The organism is Paenibacillus sp. FSL L8-0641, from assembly GCF_038006265.1.
Classification (GTDB): domain Bacteria; phylum Bacillota; class Bacilli; order Paenibacillales; family Paenibacillaceae; genus Paenibacillus; species Paenibacillus polymyxa_D.
Genome location: NZ_JBBOUW010000001.1, coordinates 4,650,241 through 4,665,786, shown reverse-complemented (window position 1 = coordinate 4,665,786; position 15,546 = coordinate 4,650,241). Strand labels below are relative to the sequence as shown.

The 15,546-nt window shown below is 46.9% G+C and carries 13 protein-coding genes; 7 read left to right on the top strand and 6 right to left on the bottom strand.

Annotation, left to right across the window (positions count from 1 at the left end):
• Positions 1-83 precede the first annotated feature (83 nt).
• Positions 84-959: a sulfate ABC transporter permease subunit CysW gene (cysW, locus tag MKY16_RS21200; RefSeq protein WP_069011947.1), complete on the top strand. Its 876-nt coding sequence runs from the start codon at positions 84-86 to the stop codon at positions 957-959.
• A gap of 162 nt (positions 960-1,121) precedes the next feature.
• On the top strand, positions 1,122-2,252 hold the full coding sequence (locus MKY16_RS21195) for an aminotransferase class V-fold PLP-dependent enzyme (RefSeq protein ID WP_340956916.1): 1,131 nt from the start codon (positions 1,122-1,124) through the stop codon (positions 2,250-2,252).
• Positions 2,253-2,337: 85 nt separating this feature from the next.
• Here the strand turns inward: MKY16_RS21195 and phnE (MKY16_RS21190) are convergent, their stop codons facing one another.
• The 4 genes from phnE (MKY16_RS21190) to MKY16_RS21175 form a co-directional block, all read right to left on the bottom strand.
• The gene (phnE, locus tag MKY16_RS21190) at positions 2,338-3,135 is read right to left on the bottom strand and encodes a phosphonate ABC transporter, permease protein PhnE (RefSeq protein ID WP_013312028.1); all 798 of its coding nucleotides are present in this window, start codon (positions 3,133-3,135) and stop codon (positions 2,338-2,340) included.
• A complete protein-coding gene (gene phnE, locus MKY16_RS21185) occupies positions 3,132-3,986 on the bottom strand; it encodes a phosphonate ABC transporter, permease protein PhnE (RefSeq protein ID WP_340956915.1) in 855 nt (284 codons plus the stop codon). Before phnE (MKY16_RS21185) ends, phnE (MKY16_RS21190) begins: the two co-directional genes overlap by 4 nt.
• Positions 3,983-4,753 (bottom strand): phosphonate ABC transporter ATP-binding protein, encoded by a 771-nt coding sequence (phnC, locus tag MKY16_RS21180; RefSeq protein WP_029519296.1) that lies wholly within the window; start codon positions 4,751-4,753, stop codon positions 3,983-3,985. The genes phnE (MKY16_RS21185) and phnC overlap by 4 nt, the downstream gene beginning before the upstream one ends.
• 133 nt (positions 4,754-4,886) lie before the next feature.
• On the bottom strand, positions 4,887-5,855 hold the full coding sequence (locus MKY16_RS21175; RefSeq protein WP_025722520.1) for a phosphate/phosphite/phosphonate ABC transporter substrate-binding protein: 969 nt from the start codon (positions 5,853-5,855) through the stop codon (positions 4,887-4,889).
• A 217-nt stretch (positions 5,856-6,072) separates the two neighbouring features.
• Between MKY16_RS21175 and MKY16_RS21170 the strand changes: the two genes are divergently transcribed.
• The 4 genes from MKY16_RS21170 to MKY16_RS21155 all read left to right on the top strand — a co-directional run bounded on the left by MKY16_RS21170 (position 6,073) and on the right by MKY16_RS21155 (position 12,578).
• Positions 6,073-7,983: a bifunctional 2',3'-cyclic-nucleotide 2'-phosphodiesterase/3'-nucleotidase gene (locus MKY16_RS21170; RefSeq protein WP_340956913.1), complete on the top strand. Its 1,911-nt coding sequence runs from the start codon at positions 6,073-6,075 to the stop codon at positions 7,981-7,983.
• 246 nt (positions 7,984-8,229) lie between these two features.
• Positions 8,230-9,636, top strand: a complete 1,407-nt coding sequence (locus MKY16_RS21165) for a DNA-binding protein (RefSeq protein ID WP_340956912.1) — start codon at positions 8,230-8,232, stop codon at positions 9,634-9,636.
• Positions 9,637-9,833: 197 nt separating this feature from the next.
• Positions 9,834-10,643 (top strand): bifunctional hydroxymethylpyrimidine kinase/phosphomethylpyrimidine kinase, encoded by an 810-nt coding sequence (gene thiD / locus MKY16_RS21160; RefSeq protein WP_029519291.1) that lies wholly within the window; start codon positions 9,834-9,836, stop codon positions 10,641-10,643.
• Positions 10,644-10,880: 237 nt separating this feature from the next.
• Entirely contained in the window at positions 10,881-12,578 is a 1,698-nt protein-coding gene (locus MKY16_RS21155; protein WP_029519289.1) for a M3 family oligoendopeptidase, read from the top strand.
• A 157-nt stretch (positions 12,579-12,735) separates the two neighbouring features.
• On the opposite strand, the gene MKY16_RS21150 is transcribed toward MKY16_RS21155, so the two are convergent.
• Positions 12,736-13,710, bottom strand: a complete 975-nt coding sequence (locus MKY16_RS21150) for a ring-cleaving dioxygenase (RefSeq protein ID WP_029519287.1) — start codon at positions 13,708-13,710, stop codon at positions 12,736-12,738.
• 260 nt (positions 13,711-13,970) lie between these two features.
• Between MKY16_RS21150 and MKY16_RS21145 the strand changes: the two genes are divergently transcribed.
• The gene (locus tag MKY16_RS21145) at positions 13,971-14,501 is read left to right on the top strand and encodes a GNAT family N-acetyltransferase (protein WP_340956911.1); all 531 of its coding nucleotides are present in this window, start codon (positions 13,971-13,973) and stop codon (positions 14,499-14,501) included.
• A 109-nt stretch (positions 14,502-14,610) separates the two neighbouring features.
• Here the strand turns inward: MKY16_RS21145 and MKY16_RS21140 are convergent, their stop codons facing one another.
• Positions 14,611-15,171, bottom strand: coding sequence for a thioredoxin domain-containing protein (locus MKY16_RS21140; RefSeq protein WP_340956909.1), 561 nt, complete (start codon positions 15,169-15,171; stop codon positions 14,611-14,613).
• Between the last annotated feature and the right edge of the window lie 375 nt (positions 15,172-15,546).

Genomic DNA, 15,546 nt, shown 5'->3' with positions numbered 1-15,546 from the left:
CCTAAACGCAACTGTTAATATAATTGTTTAACGTTAATATGCAGGGCTGCGCATAATACCCGCGTTCTAAGGAGGGATACACCATGTCACAAGCAATAACTGGGCAGGAGCTTGCTTCTGCACCAGTGCCTTCATCTGCACCGCCCAACAGGGTCACAACCGAAGCCCCTTGGGTGAAGTGGACGCTGATTGGTGCTGCTTTTTTAGCTTTGCTCTGGGTACTGGTATTGCCGCTAATCGTCGTGCTTACCGAAGCGCTCAAGCAAGGATGGGGCGTATACGTCGAAGCGCTACGAGACCCAGATGCCATGTCTGCATTGCGGTTGACGCTGCTGGTGGCAGCGATCACTGTACCGCTGAATACGGTATTTGGTGTAGCTGCCGCTTGGCTGATCACGAAATTTCAATTTCGCGGCAAAGGCTTGCTGGTCACCTTGATTGATTTACCCTTTGCCATCTCTCCTGTCGTCGGAGGACTGATGTATGTATTAGTGTTTGGTGCACAGGGCTGGCTTGGACCGTGGCTGGACGAGCATGATATTAAAATTATATTTGCTTTGCCTGGTATTATTTTAGCGACGCTGTTCATCACCTTTCCATTTGTGGCGCGAGAACTCATTCCAATGATGGAAGATCAGGGACAGCAAGAGGAAGAAGCAGCGGTCACGCTGGGCGCGCGCGGTTGGCGTATTTTCTGGAAAGTGACGCTGCCGAACATCAAGTGGGGTCTGCTGTATGGCATCATTTTGTGTAATGCACGAGCCATGGGTGAGTTTGGTGCGGTCTCCGTTGTCTCTGGACATATCCGGGGAGAGACGAACACACTGCCGCTGCATGTGGAAATTTTGTATAACGAATATCAGTTCTCGGCATCTTTTGCGGTGGCCTCGTTATTATTGTTACTTGCTCTGGCAACCTTGGTGCTTAAAAGCTGGTTTGGACGCAAACGCGTGCATTAATTTATGATTTTGTATATGATCCCTCAGGGCCTCTCTTTGCATCTATCGTCTGTTAACGGCGAGAAGATGGGAAGAGAGGCCCTTGTTCTAAGGTGGCTGATATGGATAATAAAATGATCATATCAAGGCACGTTGGTGTGCCCAGGAGGAGCGAAGGGAAAAATGAAACATCCGTTTCAGTCCTACCGTCAGCTGTTTCCAGTGCTGTCCTCACATATCCATGTAGGGAGCTGTTCCCAAGGGGCCGTATCGAGGCCGGTTTCCGCTGCCATTGAGGAATATCATCGAAGTTTGCTGCAACACGGTCATAACGGTGATCTGTCTATGGCACGTTTGGAGGAGGCTAGAGGGCATTTTGCCAAGCTCATCGGGGCGGAGACTGACGAAATTGCGGTCCTGTCCTCAGCCTCTGAGGCGATTGCCGGGGTGGCCACAGCCCTTCCTTATGTATCGGGAAAAGAAGGCATTGTGTATGCGGACACCGACTTCCCGACAGTGGGACACATCTGGCAGGCACAGGAGATGTTCCGTGATCACATCTGTTGTATCCCCTCCATCGAGGGAGAAGTGATAATAGAACAGTATGAGGAGCATGTTACGGAGAAAACTGCGCTCGTTATGGTGTCACAAGTGAACTATACCAACGGATTTCAGCAGGATTTAAAATCCATTGCAGATATAGCTCACCGAAATCAGGCGTTGCTGTTTGTGGATGCCTATCAGTCAGTAGGGATTATTCCAGTGGATGTAAAGGCAATGGGCGTAGATATTCTGGTCGCTGGAGCACGCAAATATATGCTTGGAATTCCGGGCGTGGCTTTTCTTTATGTAAGCAAGGATCGAATAGACCGCTTCAAGCCCCGTCTTACGGGCTGGCTTGGGCAGGAGCCCGCTTCCCGGTTTGATATTGCTCACCCGGTTCCGGCGGCGGGAGCCCGACGCTTTGAGACGGGATTGCCTTCTTTCATTAGCATTTTTGCCGCCAATGCGGCCTTAAAGCTGCTGCTGGAGATTGGAGTCACGAGTATTCAGGCCTATATGAGTGAGTTGTTGGATTTTTCCGTTGAACATGGACGGCGCAAAGGGTTACACATACGTGTACCTTACAGGGGAGGCACATTACCAAGCCTGCTCGCTGTTGAAGTAGCCGACGTGTCGGCTGTAGAGAGGCGATTGAGAAGCCAAAATATGATCGTTTCAGCACGAAAGGATGTTATCCGTGTGGCTCCGCATTTTTACAATACGGCTGAGGAAGTCCGACGGATCATAGATGAATTGGCAGAGAGATGTTGAACGGCAAAAGCCTCTTCCGAGTGAATGGGAGCATAACGTGTCCCTTTTTACACAGGAGAGGCTTTTTGGGTGTTTAGAATTCTAATTATACGATCCGTTTGCGCAGCCAGCCGGAAATCAGATCCGTCAAAATGATCAGGACTACAATACCGAGCAAGATAACGCCTACACGGTTCCAGTTGCGCATTTGGAGTGCAAATAGTAGTGGAGTACCGATACCGCCTGCACCGACCAGACCGAGCGTGGTAGCGGAACGGATGTTAATTTCAAAACGATAAAGCGAATACGAAAGAAACTGTGGAATCACCTGCGGTAGCACGGCGAAGAAAATCACCTGCCAACGGTTGGCACCGCACGCGATCAAAGCTTCCTGGGGCCCGTGATCGACACTTTCGATCGTTTCCGAGAAAAGCTTCGCCAGCATGCCTATGGAGTGAATGCCGAGGGCAAGCACACCCGCAAATGAACCGGGTCCAACGGCTTTGATAAACAAGATGGCGACGATCATTTCGGGAAATACCCGGATGACACTAAGCACAAATTTTCCGCTACCTGACAAGGGACGCAGACGGGTCATATTGCTGGACGCCCAAAAGGCGAACGGAAGACAGACAAATGCGGACACGAAGGTTCCGAGCACTGAAATGACCAGCGTATCCAGTAACCCGCGCAGTAAATCCTCTCCCTCAGGAATGTAGACGAACGACCAGTCGGGATGAAGGAAGCCGTCCAATATAGCGACAGAGACACTTTTGGCCGTTCCCTGTAATCCTTCAAACTGCATCCCGCGAAAAGCCCAAATATAAATGATGATTAGCAGAATAGCTATCGCCCATAGGCGCAGGCGGGAGCCAATAGGTCTGCGAAGCGTAGGATCATTCATAATAATTTCCTCCGTAGCAGGTTACTGCCGTAATCAATCGCAAGGACGATGACGAGGGTCAGTAGAATAATGATGCTTGCCCGATCATATCGGAACAGCCCCAGAGAACGGTCAAGCAACAGACCGATACCGCCAGCGCCAACCAGGCCCAGAACGGAAGCCGCGCGCACATTGACCTCAAAGGTATACAGCAAGTACGACACAAAATAAGGCAGAGCCTGCGGAACCACACCAAAGGCGATGACTTGGATGCGGCTCGCCCCAACAGCAGTCATGGCCTCCAGTGGTCCGGGATCAATGGCTTCAATCGCCTCAAAGGTCAGCTTGGCTATAATGCCAAAGGAGAAGAAGAGCAGGGCGAGCATCCCTGCAAACGGCCCGATGCCGAATACCGCCACAAAGATCGAGGCGAACAGCAAATCGGGAATCGTCCGTACTAGATTTAGGATCGTGCGCATCGGCAGCGAAATCAGCTTGCGCGGCATTACATTATAGGCACACAGCAACGCGACAGGGATCGCCAATATGGCTCCCAGTGTCGTGCCGACAATAGCGATCTGGATCGTTTCCAGCATCGGTTTCCAGATGGTAGGCAAGTAACTCCAATCAGGAGGAAACATTTCCTCCAGCAATTTGCCCATCTCCGGTAAGCCAACGATCAATTGGTAAGGCGTGGCATCCGTATGAATGGAGCAGGCTACCAGCACTACGATAAAGATTATCCAGGTGGCGTAACGCTTATAGCGTCCTGGCAAAGGTGGCCCTGCGGGCGGCTTACTTGGCTGCGGCGGTCCAGCATGCGGTGACGGTTGCGTCGAAGAGAGCGGCTGGGCAGTAGAGTCGGGCTTCATGATCCCACTCCCAGCAGCTCATCATGCTTGATGGCCCGGCCGTAGATCTCCGCAAAGGCCTCATCCGTAGCCTCCTTCGGTGTGCCGTCAAAGACCACTTCTCCGGCGCGCAATCCGATGATCCGCGTTGCATATTCGCGCGCGAGATCAATGAAATGCAGATTGACGATGGTCGTAATCTGCATTTCACGGTTGATCCGCTGGAGGTCATCCATCACCTGGCGGGTGGTCAGCGGATCCAGCGAAGCGACAGGCTCGTCCGCCAGAATGATTTTAGCCTCTTGCGCCAGAGCGCGGGCGATGGATACGCGCTGCTGTTGGCCACCGGACAGCTCATCTGCCCGGCTGTAGGCTTTTTCGCGGATGTTCACGCGCTCCAGCGCTGTTAGTGCCAGTTCGATATCCTCCTTCGGGAAGAGGCCGAGAATGGTTCGCAGCGTCGAATGATAGCCGACACGGCCGGAAAGTACATTGCGGAGCACCGTCGAACGCTTAACCAGATTGAAGCTTTGAAAGATCATGCCGATATCACGGCGAATGCGCCGCAGCTCGCTGCTTCCAGCAGACGTGACGGACCTGCCACCCACGATAATGTCGCCGGACGTAATGTCATGCAGTCGGTTAATGGAACGCAGCAGGGTAGACTTACCTGCACCGGATAAGCCGACGATGACGACCATTTCTCCCTCCTGAATCGTCAAATTAATATTGTTCAACCCTTTGGTGCCGTTCGGGTATGTTTTCGATACGTTTCGAAATTCGATCATATGCTCCCAACTTTCTCCCCCGATGGGGTGGAATGAAAACAACACCGCCATGAATACATGGACGGTGCTGCCCTGTCATTCGTAAAGCCTGTTTCGTAGCTGTTACTTCATTACAGTACCTTGCTTGCTCCGATTACTTAACCGCTTGACCAACAGCTTCGGCGTATTCACGCACGGAGTCGAAGTTTTTATCGTCGCCCTTTTCATAACCTACATGGGTGTAAATCTCTTTAATGATTTCGCCGCCTGCTGGGTCTTTGGCAATGTCAATAAAGGCTTGGCTGATCTTGTCTCTCCACGCTTGATCCATATCAGAACGTACGCTGACGGTGTCATTTGGAATTTTAGCTGTGTAATGAATGACGCGAGTTTTTTCAAATACATCCGGGATTTCCTTCTTCACCGTGTTACGTGCATCTTGGAAAACAGCTACCGCATCAACCTGACCGTTCAGCAACGCCAGAATAGCAGCATCGTGGCCTTTGATTGTTACACCCTGCACATCCGTGTCCGGGTCCACGCCAGCTTTTTTCAGCTCTGCTGCAGGGTACACGTAGCCTGCGGAGGAGGTTACATTTTGCCAGCCAACCTTCTTGCCTTTCAGATCAGCTAGACTTTGAATCGGAGAATCCTTTTTCACTACGATCATGGCTTTATAAAAGTTCACTTTTTCAGTCGTGTCCTTGCCTGTGGCATCTTCAATTCCGTAGCGTTGAGCTTGCAACAGCAAGTCGGCTGCTTTACGGTTATCGTGGGCCAGTACATAAGCATTCGGCGGAAGGAATCCTACATCTACCTGTTTGGAAGACATGGCTTCCACAATCGTATTGTAGTCAGGAGATACGGTTACTTTCACCGGGATTCCAAGCTTGTCACCCAGTAGATTTTCGAGCGGTTTGGCTTTGGCTTCGAGCGTATCTGCATTTTGAGAAGGAACGAACTGTACCTTTAACTCCTTAGGAACATAGGCTGTGCTTTCGTTTTTAGAACCATCTGTACCCGGAGTGGACGCGCTGTTGTTATTGCTTGCATTGGAGCCACAAGCGGCTAGACCCGCTGCCAGTGTGAAGGTCATGCACAAGGTCAGTGCTTTTTTGAACAAAATAATTTCCCCCTAAACATCGTAATAACGAAAATAAAATTAAAAACCTGTAAATGCTGTGACAAACCAAATCTTAACAGCTAGTCCCGCTGCTAGGGTAAAAACCACTCCTGACTTTGGTAAAAATAATGTAAAATTTATCATATTAACATTCTCTTAACAGTGCTCTGTTAGACTTGTTCAAGCTCTATGACCGAAGCTGAGGGAGAGAACAAGATTGAATGTTTTGGATATTAACGAAAAGGCAGGCCATGAAAATGTAAGTCCTGTGAGAGTGAAATTCCGTATTATGGTTACAACCGATTTGCATGTCAGCTTGTGGAATTACGATTATTATACGGATCAGGAAACGCTGCATTACGGTCTGGCGCAAACAGCCAGCTTGATTCAAATAGCCCGGGCGGAGGCACCCAATCACCTGCTGCTGGATAACGGAGATGTGATTCAGGGGAATCCAATGGGAGATTATGCTGTACAGCGACTCCGACTGGACCCGAGCGCGGTGCATCCCGCCTATAAAGCCATGAATCTGCTTGGGTACGAGGCAGGTAATATCGGGAATCATGAATTTAACTACGGACTGGAATACTTGCAGACTTGCCTTCGAGGAGCGCAATTTCCATATGTGAATGCCAACATTTATATAACGGGAGAACAAGAACAAAACTACTTTACACCTTATCTATTGCTGGATAAGACGGTAGAGGATGAAGCAGGTGGTAAGCATCTGTTGAAGGTAGGGGTCATCGGCTTTGTCCCTCCGCAAATTATGCAATGGGACAAGGCGTGGCTGGAGGGGAAAATCATTGTCAAAGATATGCTGGAAACAGCAAGACGGTTTATTCCAGAAATGAAGGCAGCGGGAGCCGATCTGATCATTGCCATGCCCCATGCTGGCTTCGAAGATATTCCCGAAACACTTGATATGGAAAATGCGGTGCTGCATCTGAGCAGGGTGGAAGGGATTGACGCCATTGTGTTTGGTCATGCCCATAAAGTATTTCCAGGATCTTCGTTTATGGGAAAAACAGGTGTCGATCTAGAGCGAGGTACCATCCACGATATCCCAGCAGTGGAGCCGGGCTTTTGGGGGGATCATCTGGGGATCATTGATCTGGAGTTGACCTTTAGTGGAGGAAAGTGGCAGGTGGTTGCATCTGCTGTCGAGGTACGCCCGGTGTATGATCCGATACGCAAGGAGGCGCTGGTACAACCGGATACTGCCATTCAGCAGTCGGTAGCAGAAGAGCACGCCGGAACACTAGAGTATATTCGTGCACCTGTAGGTCAGACGACGGTGGCGGTGAACAGCTTTTTTGCTCAGGTGATGGATGATGCTTCGGTTCAGCTCGTGAATGATGCGCAAATGTGGTATGTGAAGCAGCAGATGCAAGGGAGCGAGTACGAAGGATTGCCCGTTCTGTCGGCAGCAGCTCCTTTTAAAACAGGCGGCAGATATGGCCCATCGTACTATACCCATATTCCGGTGGGAACGTTGGCGATCAAGCATATCGCCGATCTGTACAATTTTCCGAATACGCTGCATGTCGTTCGACTGACCGGAACGGAAATCCGGGAATGGCTGGAGTGGTCTGCTGGACAATTCCGGCAAATTGATCCTTCAGCAGAACAAGAGCAAGGGCTGATTAATTCTGATTTTCCAAGCTTTAATTTCGATATCATCGACGGTATCAGGTATCAGATTGATGTAACACAGCCAGCCAGATATGATGCTGACGGGGGCCTAAAGGATCCAGATGCACACAGAATCATTCAGATGTCTTTTGATGGCGAACCGATGGATATGCAGCGACATTATCTGGTTGTTACGAATAACTATCGCGCGTTTTCCTCTGCGCTGGTCAATCCGGGTGGAGAGCGAATTATACTTGCTTCACCGGATGAAAACCGTCATGTGCTGACCGAATACGTGCGGCATATGAAGACGTTGACGCCAAAAGCTGACGGCCATTGGTCCCTCGCCCCATGGTCAGGGCGTCCGCATGTGACGTTCCTGACCTCACCGCAAGCAACGGATGCCGCTAATGCCTATTCGGAGTTGCTTTATGAAGGGTTAACGGTAGAAGGGTACGCTAAGTTTGCCGTCGATTTCGGACGTTCACGGTAGAACTGCTAACTAGTTTTTGTCCTATAAGTCCACAGCATCAAAATAATAGAAATAGACTGTCCCGCAGAGGACGGTCTTTTTTCATAAAACAGATTTAAAATCGTACAAAACTCGTGATTTTATATGTCCTGAGTCGTGTTTAAAGTTATTGACCTCTCGTATAAATAGACATATACTTTGATTAAACAAATTTTGGTTTAAAAGGTAATGAAAAAGTCACCATCATTCGTTTGAGGGGGTGTCCCTTTGGAAAAAAACACCACGATCCGCGCAGAAATAGAAAAGTATATTCAAACTGAAGGCATTTCAATGCAGTCTTTTGCAGATGCTTCCAAGGTAAATCCGGGTACACTTAGCGGTATACTTAATCGGAACCCACCACGGCCGATCTCAGTCAATCAGCTTGATCTGATTACCGAGGCCATGGGATTGGAAGAAGGATCTTTGTTCGAGATGTATGTTGATGAATGTTTTATTCATTCCTTGCCGCACTGGAGGAGGTTGCGTCCGTTTCTCCTGCGTTGTTCAGAGTTGAACAAGCTGGAGTGTATACGCAGTGTACTTGCCTATTTGATGGACGATTTATCGAACGTTCCTGCCATTTTTGAGACCGCAGAAGCGATGTTTGAGGATGGCAGACATGAAGCCGCCATGCTTCTGTATGATTGTGTCATCGAAAGTGAGAAGTATACCCACTCTGAACGATTGGCGATCAGCTATTTCCGTATATTCCAGATTCAGATTAAGGATAACCAACGGAACTTGAAGGCTGCTGTACAATTCCATTTGTACCGTAGTCGTCTACCGGAAATTTACGCATTGGAAGGCTTACATATGCTATCTCAAGTGTTTGCTTTAAAAATGCAATGGTCCGAGATGGAAATGTATGCGGACGAGCTAAGAGAGCTGGCGCAGGCATTGTATCGCAATCGGAACCGTTTCGGAGATGAGCACCTGGAGCTGCTTAAGCCGCTCGTTTATTACTATGCTCAGGGGCATCTGCTCAAGGCCAGTTGCTATGAGTTTCAGGGTAGATATGAGGAATCCAAGCAATGGATTGAAGGTTATGCAGATTTGAGCTGGTTTGAGGGTTTAGACGAAGAAGGCTGGAAAGTGGTCAACTTGCATCGTGTATATGCACAGGGCAACCGACTTTGTATTGAAATTAAAATGGGCAACACTTCTGCAATCTATGAATATATTACTTACCTGCGCGAGCATCCGGATGAGACATTGGAAGGCTTGAACACCTTGCTCGAATCGGCGAACCGGTTCGGTTATTTCTTGGATGCCGAACTGGGACTGTTTAGTCAGCAACTCAAGAACTTCTGGGAGCTTGCACCGGAACGATGGGACACTCATTATCGCAAGCACTTTAATGCATTTCGTTTTGCATCCTTTTGTAAGGTGTTTGCAGAATATTATTTCCGAAAAGGCGATTACCCCGAGGGAGTGGGACAAACACTGCATTGCTTGCAATTGTCTGTTGATAATAGCTATACCGAACATATCATTGGTTGTATGGCTTTATTTGAGCAGCATCGGAATTTTGCTACACCGGAACAGCAGCAATTGTATCAGAGCCTATGCCTGGGCGTACGTGCAAATGAAAAGAATCATGCCTATGATCACAGTACCGGCGGATATTTATAATTCTAAATTTCCTTCAAATTCTTCATATAACACGTTATTGCGAGGATATTCCCGTTTCAAAAGGGGATGTTCTCGTTTTTTAGCTGCTGCCGTCGCTTGTGACTTTTAGCATAGAGAGGATCGTATTGCGCGTTGACAAGTTTCGCAAGCGGGATTAGGATAAATGCAGCACAGAAAGTGAAGGAGAGCATGAACAAATGACGATTCCCAAAACATTAACGATAGCCGGCTCCGACACAAGCGGTGGAGCGGGTATTCAGGCAGACCTGAAAACCTTTCAGGAGCTTGGCGTATATGGTATGACCGTATTGACAACCGTAGTAGCGATGGGGCCTAAAACCTGGGACCATCTTGTATATCCTGTTGCGTTGGATGTGGTAGAAGCGCAGCTGCGTACTGTATTGGAAGGTATCGGCTTTGATGCGATGAAAACCGGCATGCTTGGTTCCGTTGAAATTATCGAGCTGGTAGCCAGCCATTTGAAAAAGCATGATTTGAAGCGGATCGTAATTGACCCGGTCATGGTCTGCAAAGGCACGGATGAAGTGCTTCAGCCGGAAAATACAGAGGCGATGCTGGAATTGTTGATCCCTGGCGCTGACCTGGTAACACCGAACTTGTTCGAGGCTTCGCAACTGGCGAAGAATGGACCGATCACGACACTGGAGCAGATGCAGGAAGCGGCTGCGATTATCCATGAGCGTGGAGCTAAGCATGTACTGATCAAGGACCGTGGCAAAATTCGTGCAGGTAAAGCGATGGATCTGCTATATGACGGAATCACTTTTGACTGGTTTGAAGCCGATGTTGTAAAAACAAACTTTACCCACGGTGCAGGCTGCACCACTTCGGCAGCGGTAACGGCTGGTTTGGCACAAGGGCTGACTGTACGTGAAGCAGTGGATCAGGCCAAGAAATTCATTACACAGGCCATTGAAGGTAGCTTCAAGCTGAATGAATTCGTCGGTCCAACCCTGCATGCGGCACATCGTTTGCAAAACCAATAAAGCATGAAGGTCTGCGACATTAGGGAGACTTATAAATCCCCACCAGGCTGTATATATATTTAGGTTGCTTTAGGCAGCGACATCTATGATATATAAGTTAGATTAGGCTCAAAAGCCGCAATACATAGTATTGCGGCTTTTGAGGTTGTATTTTATTGGAATTTCAGCTTCCAGTTTGGTCTAATCGTACTGTATAATAGGCATCAGATTTATTACATTTAAGGAGGAACCGAAGCAATGACATTATTCAGCCAAATGGCTTACAGCCGACCAGAGCAACCTGAAATTGAACAGCGGTTTAAAACACTGTTGCAGCAGTTTCGTGAAGCGGACAGCGTAGAACGTCAAAATGAAGTGATTCATGCGATTAATAAGCTGCGCAGTAATGTGGAAACGCAATTGCAATTGGTGGAAGTTCGGCACTCCATTAATACGGAGGACGCCTTTTACAAAGCGGAGCAAGAGTACGCTGATGATTTCATGCCGGTTATTCAGGAGTATGTAACCGATTACTACCGGGCATTGGTGGATTCTCCATTCCGCAACGAGTTGGAGAGTCTATGGGGCAGCCAGCTTTTCAGTATTGCCGAGGTAGCCCTCAAGTCGTTCCATCCGGATATTATTGAGGATTTGCAGCAGGAGAATAAGCTGACTTCGGAATATGCTCAATTGATTGCTTCAGCGAAGATCCCGTTCGAGGGGGAAGAACGCACATTGTCACAGCTCCTGCCATTTGAAATGGCTACCAATCGGGAGACACGCAAACAGGCCTCCGAGGCTAAATATCAATTTATGAGTGAGCATGAGGACGAGCTGGATCGAATTTATGATGAATTGGTCAAGGTACGTACGCGCATGGCACACAAGCTGGGCTATGACAACTTCGTAGAATTGGGCTATGCCCGCTTAGGACGTACAGATTACAATGCCGAGATGGTAGCCAATTTCCGCGAGCAGGTGCTCAAGCACATCGTTCCTTTGGCAACCAAGCTGAAGGAGCGCCAGCGCGAACGGATTGGAGTAGATCAGCTTCGCTATTACGATGAAGGCTTCAACTTCCTGTCAGGCAATCCTACGCCTAAAGGTGACCCGAAGTGGATCCTTCGTAATGGAGCACGCATGTATGAGGAGCTTTCAGCGGAAACACATGAATTTTTCAGCTTTATGATCGAACGTGGATTAATGGATTTGATCAGCAAAAAGGGAAAACAAAGTGGAGGCTATTGTACATTTTTGAGCGAATATGGCACGCCGTTTATTTTCTCCAATTTCAATGGTACGTCCGGTGATATCGACGTATTGACGCATGAAGCAGGTCATGCCTTCCAGGTCTATGAAAGCCGACATTTTGAAATTCCCGAGTACCATTGGCCAACGATGGAGGCGGCTGAGATTCACTCTATGAGCATGGAGTTTTTTGCATGGCCCTGGATGAATCTGTTCTTCGAGGAAGATACGGACAAATATCACTTTGAACATCTATCTTCATCGTTGCTGTTCGTTCCTTACGGCGTAGCCGTGGATGAATTCCAACATGCTGTATACGAACATCCGGATTGGACCCCAGCCGAACGTAAAAGCGCATGGCGCTCCATTGAACGTAAGTATAAACCGCATCTGGATTATGAAGGCAACGAGTATCTGGAGCAGGGCGGATTCTGGCACAAACAGGGGCATATTTTCCAATCTCCGTTCTACTACATTGACTATACACTCGCGCAACTGTGCGCGTTCCAATTCTGGAAACGCATGAGTATCGACCGGACAGCAGCGTGGGAAGATTATTTGAAGCTGTGTCGTGCTGGGGGAAGTCGATCCTTTACCGGATTGGTTGAGCTGGCTGGACTCATCTCGCCATTCCAAGATGGTTGCATTGCCTCAGTAATCGGAGAAATCGAAGCATGGCTGAACAGTGTGGATGATAAAAAGCTGTAAGCTAACTAAAAAGGGCATTTCACTTACCTGTCAAAGCGGAAAAGCATGCAAATGACATGTTTTATAGGTAAAAGCAGGGCGGTTGCACGAAAAAAAGCCGGGAACCTCTACATGATGTAGGAGTCCCGGCTTTGTGTGATTTTAGAGCAAATATACCTTATTCATGTTTGGTGTTGAGTGGTTTGAGATTAGCCTCAATCGAAGCACGGCGCGACTCCAAAAATGGAGGCAGTGATAGGGATTCGCCCAGAAACTCCAATTCCTCATCGGTGTCAAACCCTGGTCCATCGGTAGCCAATTCAAACAGAATGCCGTTCGGCTCACGGAAGTACAAGGAACGGAAATAAAAGCGATCTACAAAACCAGAGTTGGAAATTTGCAGCTGACCAATACGCTCTACCCATTGTTTGAGCTCTTCCTCGGTTTCAACACGGAAAGCTACATGATGCACACTGCCGCGTCCTGGTCGCTCTTGTGGCAGATCGTTGCGCTCTTCCAGATGCACCTCAGTTCCTGTACCGCCTTCACCCGTTTCATAGATGACCACATCCGGTTGTCCAGCAACAGGGGAAGGATAGGAGCCCTTTTTGCGGAAGCCCATAACCTGTTCAAGAATGAGAATAGTATTCTCCGCTTTGGGAATGGTCAGATGAACGGGCCCAAGTCCTACAATGCCGTATTCGGCAGGGACAGGGCTTTTCTCCCAAGGCGTGCCGCCACGCATTCCGTGATCATGCTCATCTGAAACGAGGAAGAAGCGTTGTCCTTCAAAATCCTCAAACGAAAGTGCCAGGCGTCCTGCTTGATCCGTAATTTCGCCATGTTTTACATCCAGCTGCTCGAAGCGGTTTTTCCAGTAATCCAGTGCCTTGTCATTTGGTACCCGTAGGGAGAGAGCTGAAATGCTGTTATTTCCTGTACGAGTTTGTCCCGCATGTGGAATTTCAAAGAAAGTGACTTCTGTACCCGCAGTTCCACGCTCATCTCCGTAAAAAAGGTGATACACACTAACATCATCTTGGTTCACCGTTTTCTTGATCAACCGAAGTCCCATTACCTGAGTGTAAAAATCAACATTTTTAGCCGCTGCTGCTGTAATCGCCGAAACGTGATGCAATCCTAATAGTTTCATGTCATTATCCTCCTTGGTTTTTATATGATTAGGTTTTTCTAAACAAAATAAACAGTCGAAAAACTTTTCTTTATATTTATTATCTTGATATTAAGATATATTATTTTTGATTGTTTGTCAACTTAAATTACGGTCTTGCTACAATACAGTTTCATGACGGACAATAATAGAAATTCGAAATAATGCAAAAGCAGATACAATAAAGCTCAATATAGCCCAAAGTAGATAGAATGAATTTTATTATAAAAGGAGTGTACTCGATGTATACGGATAAGGATTTAACAATTAGGCCCGTTAGAGAAGAAGATCTACATGCCCTTTGGACGTTAACTTTTAAGGAAGAAGCACCGGAATGGAAGCAGTGGGATGCACCTTATTATGAACATAAGCCACTTTCTTTTGAGGAGTATTTAAAAGAGAAGGAAAAGCGAATCGGGCAAGATGACTTTTGGATCATTGAAGTGGAGGGTAAGGTCATTGGATCGGTTAGTTACTATTGGGAGCATAAGCCGTCCCTATGGCTTGAGATGGGGATAGGTATCTTTGATTCGCAGTATTGGAGCGGTGGGTATGGTACGAGGGTACTCCGACTATGGATCACGCATTTGTTTAATACATTGCCTCTAGTAAGAGTAGGCTTTACAACATGGTCAGGAAACCATCGGATGATGAAGGTTGGAGAGAAGCTGGGTATGACCCTCGAAGCCAGGCTTCGCAAGTGCAGATATTATAATGGAGAGTATTATGATTCGATCCGAATGGGGCTACTGCGGGAAGAATGGGAACTGTGATTAAAATATAAAGTATAGAAGACTCGCAAGAAGGATCTTTTTTCAAAGAACTCCATCTTGCGAGTCAAAGTTTCAATGATTTGGATCGATCATTTTGAAATGCGAAAGGTTACTGAGGGCAATCAGCGAAAATAGTTTGCAATTCATCCGCATTTGGTCCTGTGCCCACTTGTTGGGCAACAACTTTTCCATCTTTAATATATGCTAATGTTGGAGTCCCTTGTAAATCGATATGATCTCTAAGAAATTGTCCGATAATCGGTCCCCAGTCTCCACCATCCATATTATAGTAGTAAATGGGCTGTGATATATGTGTAGAAAATTCTTTTAAAATAGGAGAAAATTCACGACAATGGGAGCAGCTAGGTCTACCAATATAAAAGTAAAAACCTTCTCCCGAGTTGAATTTGTCCATGGTTTCATTCGCATTCAGTCTAGGCAGATCTTTTACATTATTCTCGTATTCTTCAACAGTCGGATTATTGTCATTTTGCTCTATCGCCGCAGAATTCTTATATTCTGCGTTATATTTATTGTCATTTTGCTCTATCGCCGTAAAATTCTTATGTTCTGCAGCATAGTTAGTATCATTAGCAATGAAAAAGCTTGTCAAACACATACAAAATATAAAAGCTATTTTGAACGGTAGAAATTTTTGTTTTTTTATCATAAGGAACCTCCAAATTATTTTTTTTTGCGTGATTAACTAATTTTCCGGACATATAATTATTTTGATTATCACCTTCTTAAAATATTTATACGGAGCCTTAACAGACTATTGAGATTAATTGCTTCCAGATAGCCTGTATTCTTAAGTTGTAGTTAATCTATGAATAAGGTTACTACGGTTGATCTATGTAGAAATATTACTGTAATAATCAGCGCATATTGTGTCATTTTTCGTCTTGCTGAATACTCTAGTAACTCGTAATTATAAATGGTCAGCATTGAAATTTTAATACATTTTTATCGGAAATTTGCTTTTTATAGCATTAAATTGGTTATTTTATCACTTACACATTCTATATCAAACTAAAGTGCTAAT